We start from the raw sequence: 16,756 nt of genomic DNA on the forward strand, positions 1-16,756 counted from the left end.
TATGACCCGTATCAAATCTGCCCTGCTTGGCTCTGCAGCCCTGATCGTCGCTGGTACAGGCGCGGCGATGGCCGGCAACCCGGTGTCCGCCCCTGCGGACCCCGTCATCGTCCAGCCTGTCACGCCTGTCATGACCTCGGGTGACTGGACGGGCGGCTACGTCGGTGCCAGCGGCGGTTTCGGCAACTGGGACCTGGGCGCGGCCAACAGCGACGGCGGCAACTATGGTGCCTATGCCGGTTATGACTATGACTTCGGCAGCTACACCCTTGGCGGCGAAGTCCAGTATATCGACAATGACGTCAACATCGGCGGCACCACGATCGACGGTGTGACCCGCGTGAAGGCCCGCGCAGGCTACGATGCCGGTAACACGCTTGTGTACGGTGTGGCAGGCTACGGCAACGCCAGCACCAGCGCAGGCAGCTCGGACGGCTACGTCGCCGGTGTCGGCATGGACTACAAGTTCAACAACGGCGTGACCGTCGGTGCCGAATACCTGTACAACGACTATGGTTCGGTCGGCGGCAACAGCCTGACCGGGAACACCGTCGAAGCGCGCGTCGGCTACCGCTTCTGATCAGTCGATATTCGCGATGATGCTGCGCAACGTCGCGATCCCGTCGCCCTTGTCGGAGGAGGTGAGAACCAGCTCCGGAAAGGCGGCGGGATGTTTCGACAGGACCTTCCGGGTCACGTCGAGACTTTTGTCCAGTTCGGACTTTCGGACCTTGTCGACCTTGGTCAGCACGGCCTGAAAGGTCACCGCGCTCTTGTCGAGGAGGTCCATGATCTCCTCGTCCACCTTCTTGGCCCCATGCCGTGCGTCGATCAGAACGAAGGCGCGGCGCAGGGTCTGGCGGCCGCTGAGGTACTGCTTCAGCAGGCGCTGCCATTTCTCGACCACCGGCAGGGGCGCATTGGCGTAGCCGTAGCCCGGAAGGTCGACGAGATAGCCTTTCTCTCCAAGCGTGAAATAGTTTATTTCCTGCGTGCGGCCTGGCGTGTTCGACGCGCGGGCCAGGGCCTTTTGCCCGGTCAGGGCGTTGATCAGGCTGGATTTTCCGACGTTGGACCGCCCGGCAAAGCAGACCTCCATCCGGTCGGCGGGGGGCAGGCCGTCCATGGCGACCACGCCCTTGACGAACTCGGTCGCGCCCGCGAACAGGATGCGGCCCTTTTCGCTATCGTCGTGGTCGGGATCTTCGGCAATGGGGAAGGGAAGGGGGGTCATAATACTTCTACCTTGTCGCCGGTGCGCAGGCGGCCGCCCTTGGTGACGATCACGCCGACCGAGAAATCCTGGTGGCCATAGTCCTTCAGGATGTCGAGCGTCGGCACGTCGCGGTCGCCGGTTTCGGTGTTCACGGTGGTCGCCATGCAGCGGTCGATGCGTTTTTCGACCCTGGCCTTGGCCTCGCCCAGGCGAATGGTGCGGCCGACCCAGTCGAATTCTTCCCAGGCGGTCAGGCCGTCAAGGAAGATATTGCAGCGCCAGCGGTGCACGGCGAAGGGGCCAGCGGCCCGGGCCGCGACGGCCTCGTGGCTGGCCATGCCGGCCAGTGAAATCGTCGGGTCGGCGGTGTCGGTCAGTCCGCGCGCGATCGGGGCAGGAAAGACGTGGGTCGGTGCGGCGCGGCCCTTGTCGACCAGCGGCCGGACCCAATTGATCAGCGCGGGGCCCTCGGTGGCCGGATCGATCAGAAGATCGGCCAGATCAGGATGCGACAGCCGCAGCTTCTTGCCTTCGGTCTTCAGCGACACCGCCATCAGCTTGGGCGAAGAGGCGCCGCGTATGAAGTTCACGCAGCGGTTCCACTCGCCTTCTGCCAGCTTCGCGGCCTCATGCGCGACCGCCCAAAGACGGTCGCCGGGCAGTGTCTGCCCGGCGATCAGATCAACCTCGTCCACCTCTTCGCGGCCGATGGCCTTGATGGGGTGGCGATACATGGCGGCGACGGTGGCCATTACTTTTTGGCCTCGGTCGCCTTCTTGCGGCTGAAGCTCTTGCGGATGTTGCCGAAAACGTCCGGCTTGAACCCGTGGCTGCGCATGATGGCGTACTGCTGGATGAAGGTGATCGTGTTGTTGGTGATCCAGTACAGGACCAGGCCGCTGGCGAAGTTGCCCAGCATGAACATGAACACCCAGGGCATCCAGGCAAAGATCATCTGCTGTGTCGGGTCCGTGGGCGCCGGGTTCAGTTTCTGCTGCAGCCACATCGAGATCCCCAGCAGGATCGGCAGAACGCCGAGGCTGATGATCGCCAGGAAGCTGTCGGGCGACGGCGGTGCGAAGCTGAGCAGGCCGAAGAGGTTCAGGATCGACGAGGGATCGGGAGCCGAAAGGTCGTGAATCCAGCCGACCCAAGGCGCGTGGCGCAGTTCAAGCGTAACGAAGATCACCTTGTAGAGACTGAAGAAAATCGGGATCTGCAGAAGGATCGGCAGACAGCCGGAGGCGGGGTTCACCTTTTCCTTCTTGTAAAGCTCCATCATTTCTTTCTGCATCTTCTGGCGGTCGTCGCCGACGCGTTCCTTCAGCTTCTCCATCTCGGGCTGAAGTTCACGCATCTTCGCCATCGAGGCGTAGGACTTGTAGGCCAGCGGGAAGAGCAGGACCTTGAGCAGGATGGTCAGGCCGATGATCGACCAGCCCATGTTGCCGATATGGCTGTTCAGCCAATGCAGGACCGCGAAGATCGGCTTGGTCAAGAAGAAGAACCAGCCCCAGTCGATCGCGTCGACAAAGCGGGTGACGCCTTCGTCGTTCTGATAGGTGCGGATGGTTTCCCATTCCTTGGCGCCGGCAAACAGACGGCTTTCGTCGGTTGCGGTGGCGCCCGGCGCGACCTCGACCACCGGCAGAACGGCGTCGGTCTGGAAGATATTGGCCGAGGGGAAATATTTCGCGGTCGAGCGGAAGGCGCCGTCGGGGATGGTCGTGGCCATCCAGTAGTGGTCGGTGAAGCCGATCCAGCCGCCCTCGGACACTTCGAGCCGTTCGGCCAACGCGCCTTCGCGGTCGTCACGGTCGAAGTCTTCCATGTGGGAATACTTGGCTTCTTCCAGCTCTCCGTCGGACATGCGGATCAGGCCTTCATGCAGGATGAAGAACTTTTTCAGGTCCGTCGGGATACCGTGTCGGCGCAGCAGCGCGTAGGGGCGCAGCGACACGGTGGCGTCGGTGGTGTTTTCGACCGTCTGGGCGATGGTGAACATGTAGTCCTGATCGACCGAGATCGTGCGGGTGAAGATCAGGCCAGCGCCGTTGTCCCAGGTCAGGGTGACGGGGCTGTCGGCGGTCAGGGTCGGCGTGCCTTCGACGGACCAGAGCGTGTCATCGGTGGGAACCGCGCCTGCATCGACGCCGTTGACCGGCACCCAGCCGTAAAGGGCGTAGAAGGGATCGCGTTCGCCTTCGGGGCGCAGGACGGTCACGCGGGTCGCGTCATCGTCGAGGCTCGTCAGGTAGTCCTTCAGCTTGAGGTCATCCAGCCGTCCGCCACGCAGGTTGATCGACCCGGCCACGCGGGGGGTGTCGATCGTCAGGCGCGGTGCGGCTTCTTCAGTGGTGGTTGCCGCTGCCGAGGGGGCGGTGGCCGTGCCGGCCGCGGGTTCGGTTCCCGGGGCCATCGTGGTCGACGCACCTTCGCTGCTTTCCGCGACGGCCGGTGCGTTCGGATCGTTCGGAGCCTGCTCGGGCGGCGGGAAAAGCAGGAACCAGACCACGATCACGATGAAGCTGAGCACCGTTGCCAGGATGAGGTTTTTGTTCTGGTCGTCCATCGCGCGCCGTTTCCGTCCATTTTCGAAAGGTAACGGGGTTCAACAGAGGAGAAGCCCAAAGGTCAAGGCGGAATCGGGAAAACGCGACGACGTGGGGCAGGTCCGGGCGTCGGCCGAAGGCCCCGTCAGCCGTTGCCGCGCGAAATCCGGGGCAGATCCTGCACCGTGGCCATATGCGCGCGCACCCAGCCTTCGGCGGCGTCGAAGGGCATGGGATGGCCGATGCCGAAGCCCTGCACATGGTCGCAGCCCAGTTGGGCCAGCATGGCGTGTTCGCCAGCGGTTTCAACACCTTCTGCCAGGGTCTCCATCCCCAGGCGTTCGGCCATGGTCAGGATTGCGGCCACCATGCGCTGCTGTTCGGAATCGCGGTCGACCTTCATGACAAAGCTGCGGTCGATCTTGATCCGCTGCACCGCAAACCGCCGGATCGACGAGATGGAGGCGTGGCCAGTGCCGAAATCGTCAAGGTCGATGCGACAGCCGAGGCGGGCCAGGCCGTTGACGTTGCGGGTCACCACATCCTCGGGCGATGCGGCGACGACGGTTTCAAGCACTTCGACGGCCAGCCGGTGGGGGGCAAGGTCGTGGCGATCAAGCTCCCACTTCACCTTGTCGATCAACTTGGGGTTTCGCAGTTCGTCTGACGAAAAGTTGACCCCGACGCAGGGGATGTCGAGCCCGGCTTCGTCCCAGGCCTTGAGCGCCGAGAGGGACCGGGCCAGCATGACCTCGCCCAGGCGGGCCAGCTTTCCGGCGTTTTCGAGGATAGGCAGGAAATCGGCCGGAGAGATTGCGCCACGTTCAGGATGGGTCCAGCGGGCCAGGGCCTCGAATCCCGTGACACGGCCTGTGTCCGTCGAGATCTGCGGCTGGTAGAAGGGGCGGATTTCGCCGTTTTCCAACGCGGCGGCGGCTTCGTCGGCAAAGATGTGGCGCGCCCGTTCGGTGTGGCGCATGTCGTCGGAATAGCTTCGGATGGCCGAGGGCGCGTTGCGCGACGCTTCGCCAAGGGCGGTGGCGGTGGCCTGGATCAGGGCCTCGCCCGACGGATCGGGGGCGCGGCTGCCCAGGCAGAACCCGATCGAGGCCGAGACGTAGATCACGGTGTTGTCGAGGGTGATCGGTTCCTCCACCCCGGATTGCAGGCGGCTGGCCAGCTGGATTGCGGTTTCCAGATCCAGGTGGGGGGCCGGCGCCAGGCCGATGCCGAAAGAGGCGCTTCCGGTGCGGCAGGCGATGTCGTCGTCGCGCAGTACGGTGCGCAGGCGCAGGGCGGTGCGTTGCAGGATGTGATCCGCCGCACTTCGACCATACCGTTCCGCGATGACATCGAAATCATCGATTGTCAGCATGAAGCAGGCCGTCGCGCGTCGGGTCGTTTCGGTCCCGGTCATGGCCTGTGACAACCCGGCCTCAAGACTGTCGCGCAGGGGCAGGCCGGTCACGCCGTCGACGGCCCGGACCGGCTGATCCGTGGTGTTGAACCCGCCGATGGAGGCGATCACCAGCGGCATGCCCAAAGTCACGCCGATCAGCCAGGGTTCGCCGCCGAACCAGAAGGCCGACAGGGCCACCGCCGGAAGGAAGGCAAGGCTTTGCGGGCCGATCAGGATGCGGCGCAGGCGGAACCTGAGCAGCTGCGCGCGATAACTCAACTGGCGGTGCATTGACCGTCCCCTCGTTGCCATTCAAGGGGACGTTACCGACAGATCATCAACAGTGGTTTAACGCAGCAGGGGAATGTCGCTGTTTTCGTCCCCTGCCGCCGGATCGGCGCGCATGAGGCCTGCGAAATCAAACAGCTTGGGGTCCAGCATGTGCGAGGGCCGGATGTTCATCAGCGCCCGGAACATCTTTTGCCGCCGTCCAGGTGCGTTCTTTTCCCACCCGTCGAGAATCGCCTTCACCTGCTGACGCTGCAGCCCGTCCTGCGATCCGCAGAGGTCACAGGGGATGATCGGGTACTGCATGGCACGGGCGAATTTCTCGCAATCCTCCTCGGCCACATGGGCGAGGGGGCGATAGACGAACAGATCACCTTCGTCGTTCAGCAGCTTCGGCGGCATGGAGGCGAGCCGAGAGCCGTGGAAGAGGTTCATGAAGAACGTCTCGAGGATATCGTCGCGGTGGTGGCCCAGCACGACCGCTGAACAGCCTTCCTCGCGCGCGATGCGGTAGAGGTTGCCGCGGCGCAGACGCGAACAAAGGGCGCAGTAGGTCCGACCGGCGGGCACCTTGTCCATCACGATGGAATAGGTGTCCTGGTATTCGATGCGATGCTCGACACCCATCTTGGTCAGGAATTCGGGTAGGACGGTCGCGGGAAAGCCCGGCTGGCCCTGATCAAGGTTGCAGGCCAGCAGGTCCACCGGCAGCAGGCCGCGCCACTTGAGTTCGTGCAGCACGGCGAGCAGCGTATAGCTGTCCTTGCCGCCCGACAGGCAGACAAGCCAGCGCGCGCCGGGTTCGATCATGCCGTACTGATCCACCGCCTCGCGCACATGTTGCACGATGCGTTTGCGCAGCTTCTTGAATTCGGTGCTTTTGGGGGCGCCGTGAAAGAGCGGGTGGATATCGTCGAGATCGTCGAGCATGGCGCCCCTATCGCATGTCGCGGGCGTTTGGGGAAGGGCTCTGGCGTCTGGTTGCGGCACTAGGCAAAGTGGCGGCGAAAGGGGATCGGCATGGCACATGATCTGGCGGTGATCGGCGCGGGTGTGGTCGGGGTAAGTTGCGCGCTCTGGGCGCGGATGCGCGGGCTGTCGGTGGTGCTGATCGACCCCGAGGATCCGGGGGCGGGCACGTCGTCTGGCAACGCGGGCACGATCGCGAACTATGGCTGTTTGCCGGTCAACGATCCGTCGGTGCTGCGTGGCCTGCCGGGGTTGCTCTTCGGCGGCGACAGTCCCCTGTCGGTCAGTTGGGGGCATGCCCTGCGCAACCCGTTGTGGATGCTGCGGTTTCTGGCGAATTGCCGGGCCGGGCGGTCCGATGAGATCGCGGGCGCCCTGGCGGCTTTGCTGGGGCAGGCTGACGCGGGGCTCAATCCTTTGATCGAGACAGCTGGGGCGGAGGATCTGATCGTGTCGCGCGGGCAGCTGTCGGTCTGGTCGACTGCTCAGGGGGCGGCAGGCGCGACGGAAAGTGTGGCGCGGCGGCGGGCGTTGGGCGTCGAGGTGCGCGAGGTCGCGCCGGATGAGGCGCGGGAGATGGAGCCGGGATTGATGCTGCCGATCACGCGCGCGGTGCATTTCCCGCAGGCGCGGCACGTGCTGGACCCGCAGGGGCTGGTGCGGCGGATGCACGCGAAGTTCGTGGAATTGGGCGGCGTGTCATTGCGCGCGCGGGCCGAACGGGTTGTGGACTCGCCCGAGGGCGTCACCGTGTTCGCGGGGCAGGAGATCGCCGTGGGCCGTGTCGTCATCGCGTCGGGCGCGTTTTCCCGCGCCATCGCGGGCAGCGGGGCAGAGTCCCTGCCGCTGGGCACCGAGCGTGGCTATCACCTGATGTTCGCGGGCGAGGCCGGGCGCGTCACCCGGCCGGTCGGCTGGGGTGAGGGCGGGTTCTATGCCACGCCCATGGCCGCAGGGCTGCGGTTGGCGGGGACGGTCGAAATCGCCGCACTGGGGAAGCAGAAGAACAGGGCGCGGCTGGCCTATATCGCGCGCAAGGGGCGCGAGATGCTGGGCGATCTGCCCGAGCCGACGTCGGACTGGCTGGGGTTCCGGCCGACGATGCCGGATTCGCTGCCGGTGATCGGGGTCGCGCCGGGGAAGGACCGGGTGATCCATGCCTTTGGCCATCAGCATCTCGGGCTGACGTTGGGCGGGATCACGGGGCGGATCGTTGCGGATCTGGCCGAAGGGCGCGCACCGAATGCGGACATTGCGGCCTACGCGCCGGGGCGGCGGTACTATTGAAACCTTAGACGCGGCCCAGGGCGCGCAAGTCGGCCTCGATAAGGGCTGCATCGGGCAGCCCGGCCTCCAACGCGAAGACGAAGGCGTGGGTGAGGTAGAAGGCGCCGGCGTCGCCGCCTGTCGCATGCGCGGCCTCCTGATACAGCCCTGCCAGCACCGCCGGGTCAGCTCCGGCGTGGGCGCTCAGCAGGCGATGGTCCAGATCGCTCATTCCGCGGCCATGGGGCGGCGGGCGCGCAGCCGGTCGGCGGCCCATGCGTGGAAGCAATGCGTCGGCCCGTCCATCGCCGGGGAAAAGCGCCCGCCGTCGAAGCCGGGGGCGTGGCGACCCTTTTGCATGCCCTCGACCACGAAGATGTCCTCTTCGAACACGGTCTTCCAGAGGGCCGCGTTCGCCCTGCGCAGATCCTCGTCCACATGGGGCGTGGCATAATAGAGGTGGATGTGTTCCGCCGTCTCCTCGATCCCGCGCGGCTCGAGTATGATGGCAAAGGCGTGGTCTTTCTGCACGCCCAGCAGGACGTTGGGATAGACCGCGACATATTCGGCGGCGGTCTGCCATTTCTCGGGCAGGCCGGGGAAATCGGGGAAGACCGTGCCATCCTCGGCCCTGATCTGGCGATAGAGGATCGAACCCTGGCCGGAATAGAGGCCCGGCGCTTCGATGTTGTAGTGATCTTCCAGCCGGGAATAGGAGTTCAGCCCGGGATGCACCCAGGGCAGGTGATAGCTTTCACAGTAGTTTTCGACCGCGAGCTTCCAGTTGGTCTTCACCTCAAGGGTAAAGGTGCTGTCGCCGCCGCCGTGGTGCAGGTCGGTGTCGAAATCGGACCAGCGGGCGATCAGGTCGGCGTGAACCTCGGCAAAAGGGGCTGCGGTGCCATCCATGTTGATGAAGACAACGTCGCGCCAGATGTGGCTGGGCACCTCGATCAGGCCAAGTGTGGTGCGGTCGATGCCGTCATGCGTGTTCATGCCGGGGCCGCCGACATGGGGCGTGGCGACCAGCTTGCCTTGCGTGGAATAGCACCAGGAATGATAGGGGCAGCGGATCGCGCCCTCGATCTTGCGCGGTTCGGACACGAGAATCATGCCGCGATGGCGGCAGATGTTGTGGAACACGCGGACCTGGCCCTCGCGGTCGCGGATCAGCAGAAGCGGCGTGCCCAGGAATTCGATCGGTTTGGCATCGCCCGGTTCGGGCACGTCCGACGCCGTGGCCAGCCCGGCCCATTGCGAAAAAAGCAGCGCCTCGCGTTCCTCGGCAAAGGTGTCGGGGTCGGTGTAATGGGCGTTCGGCAGGCCCTGGGCCTGGGCGATCGGGCGGATCACGGCTGAGAGGTCGTCGGACATCGGGCTCCCTCGGGCTGGGTGGCTGGTGATGTCCGATGGTAGGGGAGGCAGGTTAAGACGCTCTAATGCGTTCGCGACATGCCGTGTCGCTGTGAGGCCTGATCGGCGCTAGTCCGGCACGTCGTCGACACCCATGCCGCCCCACGGGTGGCAGCGCAGGATGCGACGCGCGGCCAGCCAGCCGCCCTTCAGGCCGCCGTGCTTTTGCAGGGCTTCCAGCGCATAGGCCGAACAGGTCGGGTCATAGCGGCAGTTGTGGCCGACCCAGGGGGAAAAGACCTTGCGGTAGACCCGGACGGGCAGGGCCAGGATCCAGGCCAGCGGCGTCACTTGTGCAGCTTCTTCAGGGCGTAAAGCAGATCACCCTTGAGATCCTCGAAGGGGCGGTCGGCGGTGCGGTCCTTGGATCCGATCAGGACATAATCCCAGCCCGCGCGGCCGTGGTCGGGCAGCAGCAGGCGCGCGACCTCGCGCAGGCGTCGCTTGGCCCGGTTGCGGGCGACCGCGTTGCCGACCTTTTTCGAACAGGTGAAACCGACGCGGACGGGACCGTCTTCGTCCCGCCTGATCGCCTGGACCAGCATGCCGGCCGTGCCCTGACGGCGGCCACGGGCGGCGCGCAGGAATTCGGCCCGCTTGCGCATCGTCTCAACTTCGATCGTCATCGGCCACCCTTGCGACAAGCGAAAACCGCCCGGGCGCGTGCCCCGGCGGTTTCAAGATCATCACGGCTGTCCGCACGGCACCCGTGCGGGCACAGCTTATGCGGAGAGCGACTTGCGACCGCGGGCGCGGCGCGCGTTCAGGATCTTCCGGCCGGCCTTGGTGGCCATGCGTGCGCGGAAACCGTGACGCTTTTTGCGCACGAGGTTCGAGGGTTGGTAGGTGCGTTTCATCGCCCATCTCCGTCTGATTGCGCCAAGTGGCGGGTTCGGTCGGTGCAGGCACTGCAGGGGCGATGCGGGAATCGCCCTCGGACCCGCGGTTGTCAGAAGCCCGTCCTATAGGAGGCGCCCCGGGTCTTGTCAAATGGCCAAAGCCGGATCGTGCAGTTTTTTCGCCGCCCGCCCCGATTTTGCCGTGCCGGCCGCGATCACCCCCGGTCACGCGCACGTGAAGGGGGTTTTCGCGGCCCCGCGTCCGGCGCATCCTGCCGCGATCCGCCGACGGAGACATGATGCCCCAGGACCCGATCCCCCCGCGCAGCGCAACCCGGCTCTGGCCGTTGCTGGCGCTTTGCGTCGGGGCGGTGGCGGTGTTCTGGGCCGTGGGCGACCGGCTGACGCTGGACACGCTGCGGGACAGCCAGGCCACGCTAGTTGCCTATCGCGACGCCGCCTACCTGCCAACGGCGCTTGTCTTCGTCGCCCTCTATGCGGCGGTGGTCAGCCTGTCGCTGCCCGGCGCGACGATCACCACGCTGACAGGGGGCTTCCTGTTCGGGATCTGGCCTGGGGTCGTGCTGAACATGACCGGTGCGACCCTTGGGGCGACGGCCCTGTTCCTTGCGGTGCGGCTGGGGCTTGGGCGGGGGCTGGCGGCGCGGCTTGATGCGTCGGGCGGGCGCATGGCAAGGATCAAGCGGGGGCTGGATCGCAACCAGTGGTCGATGCTGTTCTTCATCCGGCTGGTCCCGGTGATTCCCTTCTTCGCCGCGAACCTGCTGCCCGCCCTGCTGGATGTGCCGCTGCGGCGGTTCGTGATCTCGACCTTTCTGGGCATCCTGCCGGGCGCCCTGGTCTATACGTCGGTCGGGGCCGGGCTGGGCCGGGTGCTGCAGGACGGGGGAGAGCCGGATCTGGGCATCATCTTCGAGCCGCATATCCTGTTGCCCATCCTCGGCCTTGCGGCGCTGTCGCTGGTGCCGGTCCTGCTGCGGGAAAGGACCCCGGAATGACGCATGTGGATCTGATCGTGATCGGGGCGGGGGCGGCCGGGCTGTCGGTGGCCTCGGGTGCGGCGCAGATGGGCGCGCGGGTCGTGCTGATCGAGGCCGGAGAGATGGGGGGCGATTGTCTCAACCACGGGTGCGTGCCCTCCAAGGCCCTGATCGCGGCGGCCGCCACGGCGCAGGTGATGCGGGATGCGGGACGCTTTGGCATCGCCCCTGTGGTGCCTCAGGTTGATTTCGCGGCTGTCATGGATCACGTCGCGGATGTGATCGCCGGGATCGCGCCGCACGACAGCCAGGAAAGGTTCGAGGGCCTTGGCGTTCGGGTCATCCGGGGCTGGGCGCGGTTCACCGGCCCGCAGTCGGTCGAGGTAAACGGAGAGACGCTGCACGCCCGCCGGATCGTGATCGCCACCGGGTCGCGCCCCTTCGTGCCGCCCGTGCCGGGGCTGGCGGATGCGGGCTATCTGGCCAACGAGACGATCTTTTCCCTGCGGACCTGTCCGTCGCACCTGCTGGTGCTGGGCGGCGGGCCGATCGGGGTCGAACTGGCGCAGGCCTTCCGTCGCCTCGGGGCCGAGGTCACGCTGATTCAGTCCGGATCGATCTTGGCGCGCGAGGATCCCGAGGCGGTCGAGGTGGTGCGCACCGCGCTGATCGGGGACGGCGTCACCCTGCGCGAAGGGGTGCATGTGGACGAGGCAGGCCGCGATGGTGACCGGGTCTGGCTGCGGATTGGCGCAGACCGGATCGAGGGATCACACCTTCTGGTCGCCACGGGACGCCGGGCGGCGACCGACGGGCTGGGGCTGGACGCGGCGGGGATCACGGGCGACGGCAAGTGCATCGTGACCGACCGGCGCCTGCGGACGGCCAATCGCCGGGTTTTTGCCGTGGGCGATATCGTCGCGGGGGCGCCCAGCTTCACCCATGTCGCGGGGTATCACGCGGGGGTGGTGATCCGGCAGACGATGCTGGGTCTGCCTGCCAGGGCCGATCACACGAAGATCCCCCGCGTGACCTATGTCGCGCCGGAACTGGCCCATATCGGGCTGACGGAAGACGAGGCGCGCAAGGCGCACGGCGATGTCCGGGTGATCCGCCAACCCTATGCCGATATCGACCGCGCCCGGACCGATCGCGCCGAGGCCGGGTTTCTCAAGCTGGTCCTGCACCGCGGGCGTCCCGTGGGCGTCACCATCGTCGGCAAGGAGGCCGGAGAGCTGATCGCTCCATGGGTGGTCGCGCTGGCGTCTCGCACCCGCCTTTCGGTCCTGTCGGGCCTTGTTCTGCCCTATCCGACCCTGTCGGACCTAGGCAAACGGGCTGCGGGGGCCTATTTCTCGGATAAACTCTTTGGTAATCCTTGGGTTGAACGGGCGGTCCGTCTTATCCAGCGCGTCCTTCCGTAAGGCCCGCAACGGACGCGATATGCTGAAATCCCTTTCCGGACGCTTCCTGATCCTCACGGTGCTCTTCGTGATGCTGGCCGAGGTGATGATCTTCGTGCCCTCGGTCGCGCGATTCCGGGAGGATTACCTGCTGTCGCGGCTGGAACGCGCGCAGATCGCATCGCTGGCCAAGCTGGCGGACGATGACATCGACGCCGATGTCGAAGAGGAGCTGTTGCGCAACGCCGAGGTCTACAACGTGGTGCTGCGGCGCGACGAGGCGCGGCAGCTGGTCCTCAATTCCCCGGTTCCCGGAGAGGTGTCGCATACCTATGACCTGCGCGCGCCCAGTCCCTGGGTGCTGATGCGCGATGCGCTGGCGCGGATGATCGACCCCGAACCGCGCATCATCCGGGTCTTCGGCAACCCGGTGCGCGAGGCCGGCCTGCTGATCGAGGTCACGATGCCGACGGATGACCTGCGTTCGGCGATGTTCGCCTATGGCTGGCGGGTGCTGTGGCTGTCGCTGGCGATTTCGATCATCACCTCGGTCCTGCTGTTTTTGGCCGTGCGGATGTTGCTGGTGCGGCCGATCAAGCATGTGATCGGGCAGATGCAAAGCTATGCGGCCGCCCCCGAAGACGCCCGCCGGATCATCGAGCCCTCGGCCGACATCACCGAACTGCGCGAGGCCGAACAGGCGCTGCGGTCGCTGGAAACCGAACTGACCGCGGCCCTGAAGCAGAAAGAGCGGCTGGCGCAGCTGGGGGGCGCCGTGGCCAAGATCAGCCACGACCTGCGCAACATCCTGACCTCGGCCCAGCTGTTCACCGACCGGATCGAACAGTCCGAGGACCCGGCGGTTGTGCGGCTGGCCCCCAAGCTGGTGAATTCGATCACGCGAGCGGTGAACCTGTGTGAAAGCACGCTGGCCTTCGGACGGGCCGAAGAACCCGCGCCGCGCCTGACGCTGGTGACCCTGGCCGAACTGGTGGGTGACGTGATCGACGGCGAACGGCTGGCCGTCGGCGAGGCGGATGTCAGTTTCTCGGAAGATATCCCGGCGACCCTGTCGCTGCGGGCGGATGCCGAACAGCTGCACCGCGTGTTGCTGAACCTCGTGCGGAACGCGCGGCAGGCGATCGTGGCGACCGGCAAACCCGGAGAGATCTCGGTCGCGGGGCAGGAAGACGACGATCACTGGTGGATCGTGGTGACCGACACCGGGCCGGGACTGCCGCCCAAGGCGCAGCAGAACCTCTTCACGCCGTTCCAGGGCGGTGTGACCCGGGGCGGGGCAGGGCTGGGCCTGGCGATCTCGGCCGAATTGATCCGGGGCCATGGAGGCACGCTGACGCTTGAGAGCACCGGGCCCGAGGGGACGCGGTTTCGGATCGACCTGCCGAAAAGCGTTGTTCGGCTGGACGACGCGGCGGAATGACAAAAAAGATGAAACTTTCCGCTTGAACTCTCTCGGGGCCACCGTTAGATGCACGCCCTACGGACCGATAGCTCAGCTGGATAGAGTACTTGACTACGAATCAAGGGGTCGGGGGTTCGAATCCTCCTCGGTCCGCCACCTTGATCTGAACTCCCCGAACATTTCAGTCACTTGCGCCTGACGCCTGCCGTGCGTCGTTGCGCGCAAAGTGCTTTGGTTTCCACATCTCTGCAGTTTGGACAGGGCGTCTGTGCATTTGTGCGCCTGAACTGCCCGGTTTAGTTCTGGAAGCGCGGGGGACGGAACACTAGGTAAGGCTGCGCACAGAGAAGGAAGAGCCATGGCACCGATCTTGCGGATCACGGACCTGAAAAAGACCTATGACGGAGGGTTCGAGGCGCTGAAAGGCGTGTCGCTGGACATCGAGGAAGGCGAGATCCTCGCGCTTCTCGGTCCGAACGGGGCGGGCAAGACCACCCTCATTTCAACTGTCTGCGGCATCACCGTTCCGACCAGCGGCACGGTCACCGTCGGCGGGCACGACATCATCACGGATTACCGCGCCGCGCGCAGCCAGATCGGGCTGGTGCCGCAGGAAATCAACCTCGAACCGTTCGAGAAGGTCTGGAACACCGTGCGACTCACACGGGGGATGTTCGGCAAGAAGCGTGACGACGCGCTGCTTGAGGATATCCTGCGCCGCTTGTCGCTATGGGACAAGAAAGACACCCGGATCAAGGAGCTGTCGGGCGGCATGAAGCGCCGCGTTCTGATCGCCAAGGCGCTGAGCCACGAACCGCGCGTGCTGTTCCTGGACGAACCGACAGCCGGTGTCGACGTCGAGCTGCGCAAGGACATGTGGGAGATCGTGGCCGAACTGAAAAAGCAGGGCGTCACCATCATCCTGACGACCCACTACATTGAGGAAGCCGAGGCGATTTCCGATCGGGTCGGGGTGATCAATGGCGGACAACTTCTTCTGGTAGAAGAGAAAAAGGCCCTGATGGAACGGATGGGCCAGAAGCAGCTGACGATCGAACTGCGCGAACCCCTGAGCGCCGTTCCCGAGGCCCTGGCCGAGTTCGATCTGGAGCTGGGCGAAGAGGGGCAGACGCTGACCTACAGCTATGACACCCGCAAGGAACGCACGGGGATCACGACCCTGCTGTCGGCCCTGTCGGACAATGGCATCGTGCTGCGCGACCTGGTGACCCGCCAGTCGTCGCTGGAAGAAATTTTCGTGGGTCTGGTGAAGGAGGGCGCGGCATGAACTTCCGGGCAGTCTGGGCGATCTATCGCTATGAAATGACGCGGTTCTTCCGCACCTTGATGCAAAGCTTCATCTCTCCGGTCATCTCGACGTCCCTGTATTTCGTGGTCTTCGGAACCGCCATCGGCAGCCGCATCCAGGAGGTCGAGGGGGTGAGCTATGGCGCCTTCATAGTTCCGGGCCTGATCATGCTGTCGGTGATCATGCAGTCGATCTCGAACGCGTCCTTCGGGATCTACTTTCCCAAGTTCATCGGCACGATCTACGAACTGCTTTCTGCGCCGATCAACTTTCTGGAAATCGTTATCGGCTATGTCGGTGCTGCGGCGACGAAATCGCTGTTCATCGGCTTGGTGATCCTGGGCACGGCGTCGCTGTTCGTCGACCTGACCATCGCGCATCCCTTTGCGATGATTGCCTTCCTGGTGCTGACCTGCGTGTCCTTCGCGCTCATGGGGTTCATCATCGGCATCTGGGCGGGGAACTTCGAACAGCTGCAGCTGGTGCCGCTGCTGATCGTGACTCCGCTCGTCTTCCTCGGCGGGTCGTTCTATTCGATCTCGATGCTGCCGGACATCTGGCAGACGATCACGCTGTTCAACCCGGTGGTCTACCTGATCTCGGGATTCCGTTGGGCGTTCTTCGACATGGCCGACGTGCCGATCGGCATCAGCCTGCTGGCCATCGCGGCCTTCACGGGGCTGTGCCTGGCGATTGTCTGGTTGATCTTCCGCACCGGCTGGCGCATCCGCGCCTGAGCTTTGGGCGGGCCGCGTCCTGACGTGGGCCGAAGATCGGAATAACACGGGCTCTCCGCCTTGTCGGAGGGCCCGTGCGCCTCTACATCGGCGGTATGAACCTGATAGACCGCATCCGCAAACGCCCGCCCGTCGTGGCCGTCATTCGCCTGCAGGGCATGATCGCCTCGGGCCCGCGCGGCCCGCTGAGTGACGAGGGCCTCGCCCCGGTGATCGAAAAGGCCTTCCGCAAGGGGAAGCCGAAGGCGGTGGCGCTGGTCATCAACTCGCCGGGCGGATCGCCTGTGCAATCCTCCCTGATCGCCGCCCGCATCCGCCGTCTGGCGGACGAAAAGGGCGTGCCAGTCTTTGCCTTCGTCGAAGACGCGGCTGCCTCGGGCGGGTACTGGATCGCTTGCGCGGCGGACGAGATCTATGCTGACCGGACCTCGATCGTCGGATCGATCGGGGTGATTTCGGCGGGTTTCGGGGCGCATGTCCTGCTGGCACGGCAGGGGGTAGAGCGGCGTGTTCACACCTCGGGAAAGTCCAAGTCGATGCTGGATCCGTTCCAGCCCGAGAAGGAAGAAGACGTCGCCAGACTCAAGGCCTTGCTGGAAGACATTCATGTCGCCTTCACCGATCACGTCACATCACGGCGCGCCGGAAAACTGAAAGACGACGACGCGCTTTTCACCGGTGAGTTCTGGCTGGCCGGCAAGGCGCAGGAACTGGGGTTGATCGATGGCATCGCGCATCTCGTGCCCGAGATGAAGAAACGCTACGGCGACAAGGTCCGCTTTCGGCGCTATGGCCCCAAGCGGGGCTGGCTGTCGCGGTTCGGGGCATCGATCGTGCAGGACGGCCTGGCCGGGATAGAAGAGAGAGCGGCCTTCGCCCGGTTGGGGCTCTGACGTGATCCTGAAGATCGTTGTCCTGTTCCTTGTCGCCATGGGTGTCAT

General features: G+C 65.2%; 18 protein-coding genes and 1 tRNA gene. 9 read left to right on the forward strand and 10 right to left on the reverse strand.

Features of this window, described 5'->3' with window-relative positions; translation table 11 throughout:
• The first annotated feature begins 1 nt into the window (after position 1).
• Positions 2 to 580 carry an outer membrane protein gene (locus E4S58_RS13375; protein WP_136636942.1) on the forward strand — a complete coding sequence of 193 codons (579 nt, stop codon included), beginning with the start codon at positions 2 to 4 and terminating at the stop codon, positions 578 to 580.
• Here the strand turns inward: E4S58_RS13375 and yihA are convergent, their stop codons facing one another.
• The 5 genes from yihA to ttcA form a co-directional block, all read right to left on the reverse strand.
• Positions 581 to 1,234 carry a ribosome biogenesis GTP-binding protein YihA/YsxC gene (gene yihA / locus E4S58_RS13380; RefSeq protein ID WP_136636943.1) on the reverse strand — a complete coding sequence of 218 codons (654 nt, stop codon included), beginning with the start codon at positions 1,232 to 1,234 and terminating at the stop codon, positions 581 to 583.
• Positions 1,231 to 1,968 (reverse strand): MOSC domain-containing protein, encoded by a 738-nt coding sequence (locus E4S58_RS13385; protein ID WP_136636944.1) that lies wholly within the window; start codon positions 1,966 to 1,968, stop codon positions 1,231 to 1,233. Before E4S58_RS13385 ends, yihA begins: the two co-directional genes overlap by 4 nt.
• Complete coding sequence (gene yidC, locus E4S58_RS13390) at positions 1,968 to 3,788, reverse strand: membrane protein insertase YidC (protein ID WP_136636945.1); 1,821 nt, start codon at positions 3,786 to 3,788, stop codon at positions 1,968 to 1,970. Before yidC ends, E4S58_RS13385 begins: the two co-directional genes overlap by 1 nt.
• Before the next feature lie 125 nt (positions 3,789 to 3,913).
• Positions 3,914 to 5,458, reverse strand: coding sequence for a putative bifunctional diguanylate cyclase/phosphodiesterase (locus tag E4S58_RS13395; protein ID WP_136636946.1), 1,545 nt, complete (start codon positions 5,456 to 5,458; stop codon positions 3,914 to 3,916).
• Positions 5,459 to 5,515: 57 nt separating this feature from the next.
• Positions 5,516 to 6,385, reverse strand: coding sequence for a tRNA 2-thiocytidine(32) synthetase TtcA (ttcA, locus tag E4S58_RS13400; RefSeq protein ID WP_136636947.1), 870 nt, complete (start codon positions 6,383 to 6,385; stop codon positions 5,516 to 5,518).
• Between the two features lie 90 nt (positions 6,386 to 6,475).
• Here ttcA and E4S58_RS13405 point away from each other — a divergent pair, with 90 nt between their 5' ends.
• Entirely contained in the window at positions 6,476 to 7,711 is a 1,236-nt protein-coding gene (locus E4S58_RS13405; RefSeq protein WP_136636948.1) for an NAD(P)/FAD-dependent oxidoreductase, read from the forward strand.
• A gap of 4 nt (positions 7,712 to 7,715) precedes the next feature.
• Here E4S58_RS13405 and E4S58_RS13410 read toward each other — a convergent pair whose 3' ends face one another.
• The 5 genes from E4S58_RS13410 to rpmH form a co-directional block, all read right to left on the reverse strand.
• Complete coding sequence (locus E4S58_RS13410; protein ID WP_136636949.1) at positions 7,716 to 7,922, reverse strand: hypothetical protein; 207 nt, start codon at positions 7,920 to 7,922, stop codon at positions 7,716 to 7,718.
• Entirely contained in the window at positions 7,919 to 9,064 is a 1,146-nt protein-coding gene (locus E4S58_RS13415; RefSeq protein WP_136636950.1) for an aromatic ring-hydroxylating oxygenase subunit alpha, read from the reverse strand. Before E4S58_RS13415 ends, E4S58_RS13410 begins: the two co-directional genes overlap by 4 nt.
• A 108-nt stretch (positions 9,065 to 9,172) precedes the next feature.
• Positions 9,173 to 9,394 carry a membrane protein insertion efficiency factor YidD gene (gene yidD / locus E4S58_RS13420; protein WP_136636951.1) on the reverse strand — a complete coding sequence of 74 codons (222 nt, stop codon included), beginning with the start codon at positions 9,392 to 9,394 and terminating at the stop codon, positions 9,173 to 9,175.
• Entirely contained in the window at positions 9,391 to 9,729 is a 339-nt protein-coding gene (rnpA, locus tag E4S58_RS13425) for a ribonuclease P protein component (RefSeq protein ID WP_240789560.1), read from the reverse strand. The genes yidD and rnpA overlap by 4 nt, the downstream gene beginning before the upstream one ends.
• Positions 9,730 to 9,825: 96 nt before the next feature.
• Positions 9,826 to 9,960 (reverse strand): 50S ribosomal protein L34, encoded by a 135-nt coding sequence (gene rpmH, locus E4S58_RS13430; protein WP_136636952.1) that lies wholly within the window; start codon positions 9,958 to 9,960, stop codon positions 9,826 to 9,828.
• A 278-nt stretch (positions 9,961 to 10,238) separates the two neighbouring features.
• Between rpmH and E4S58_RS13435 the strand changes: the two genes are divergently transcribed.
• The 7 genes from E4S58_RS13435 (at position 10,239) to E4S58_RS13465 (ending at position 16,708) form a co-directional block, all read left to right on the forward strand.
• Positions 10,239 to 10,961 carry a TVP38/TMEM64 family protein gene (locus E4S58_RS13435; RefSeq protein WP_420821283.1) on the forward strand — a complete coding sequence of 241 codons (723 nt, stop codon included), beginning with the start codon at positions 10,239 to 10,241 and terminating at the stop codon, positions 10,959 to 10,961.
• Positions 10,958 to 12,367: a dihydrolipoyl dehydrogenase family protein gene (locus E4S58_RS13440; RefSeq protein ID WP_136636954.1), complete on the forward strand. Its 1,410-nt coding sequence runs from the start codon at positions 10,958 to 10,960 to the stop codon at positions 12,365 to 12,367. Before E4S58_RS13435 ends, E4S58_RS13440 begins: the two co-directional genes overlap by 4 nt.
• 19 nt (positions 12,368 to 12,386) lie before the next feature.
• Complete coding sequence (locus E4S58_RS13445) at positions 12,387 to 13,787, forward strand: sensor histidine kinase (RefSeq protein WP_136636955.1); 1,401 nt, start codon at positions 12,387 to 12,389, stop codon at positions 13,785 to 13,787.
• Positions 13,788 to 13,848: 61 nt separating this feature from the next.
• Positions 13,849 to 13,925 (forward strand) — tRNA-Arg (locus E4S58_RS13450).
• Positions 13,926 to 14,127: 202 nt separating this feature from the next.
• Positions 14,128 to 15,057, forward strand: a complete 930-nt coding sequence (locus tag E4S58_RS13455) for an ABC transporter ATP-binding protein (RefSeq protein ID WP_136636956.1) — start codon at positions 14,128 to 14,130, stop codon at positions 15,055 to 15,057.
• Positions 15,054 to 15,815 (forward strand): ABC transporter permease, encoded by a 762-nt coding sequence (locus E4S58_RS13460; RefSeq protein WP_136636957.1) that lies wholly within the window; start codon positions 15,054 to 15,056, stop codon positions 15,813 to 15,815. The genes E4S58_RS13455 and E4S58_RS13460 overlap by 4 nt, the downstream gene beginning before the upstream one ends.
• 95 nt (positions 15,816 to 15,910) lie before the next feature.
• Positions 15,911 to 16,708, forward strand: coding sequence for a S49 family peptidase (locus tag E4S58_RS13465; protein WP_136637585.1), 798 nt, complete (start codon positions 15,911 to 15,913; stop codon positions 16,706 to 16,708).
• The last annotated feature ends 48 nt before the right edge of the window (positions 16,709 to 16,756 follow it).

Source organism: Pseudooceanicola onchidii (assembly GCF_004959925.1).
Classification (GTDB): domain Bacteria; phylum Pseudomonadota; class Alphaproteobacteria; order Rhodobacterales; family Rhodobacteraceae; genus Pseudooceanicola; species Pseudooceanicola onchidii.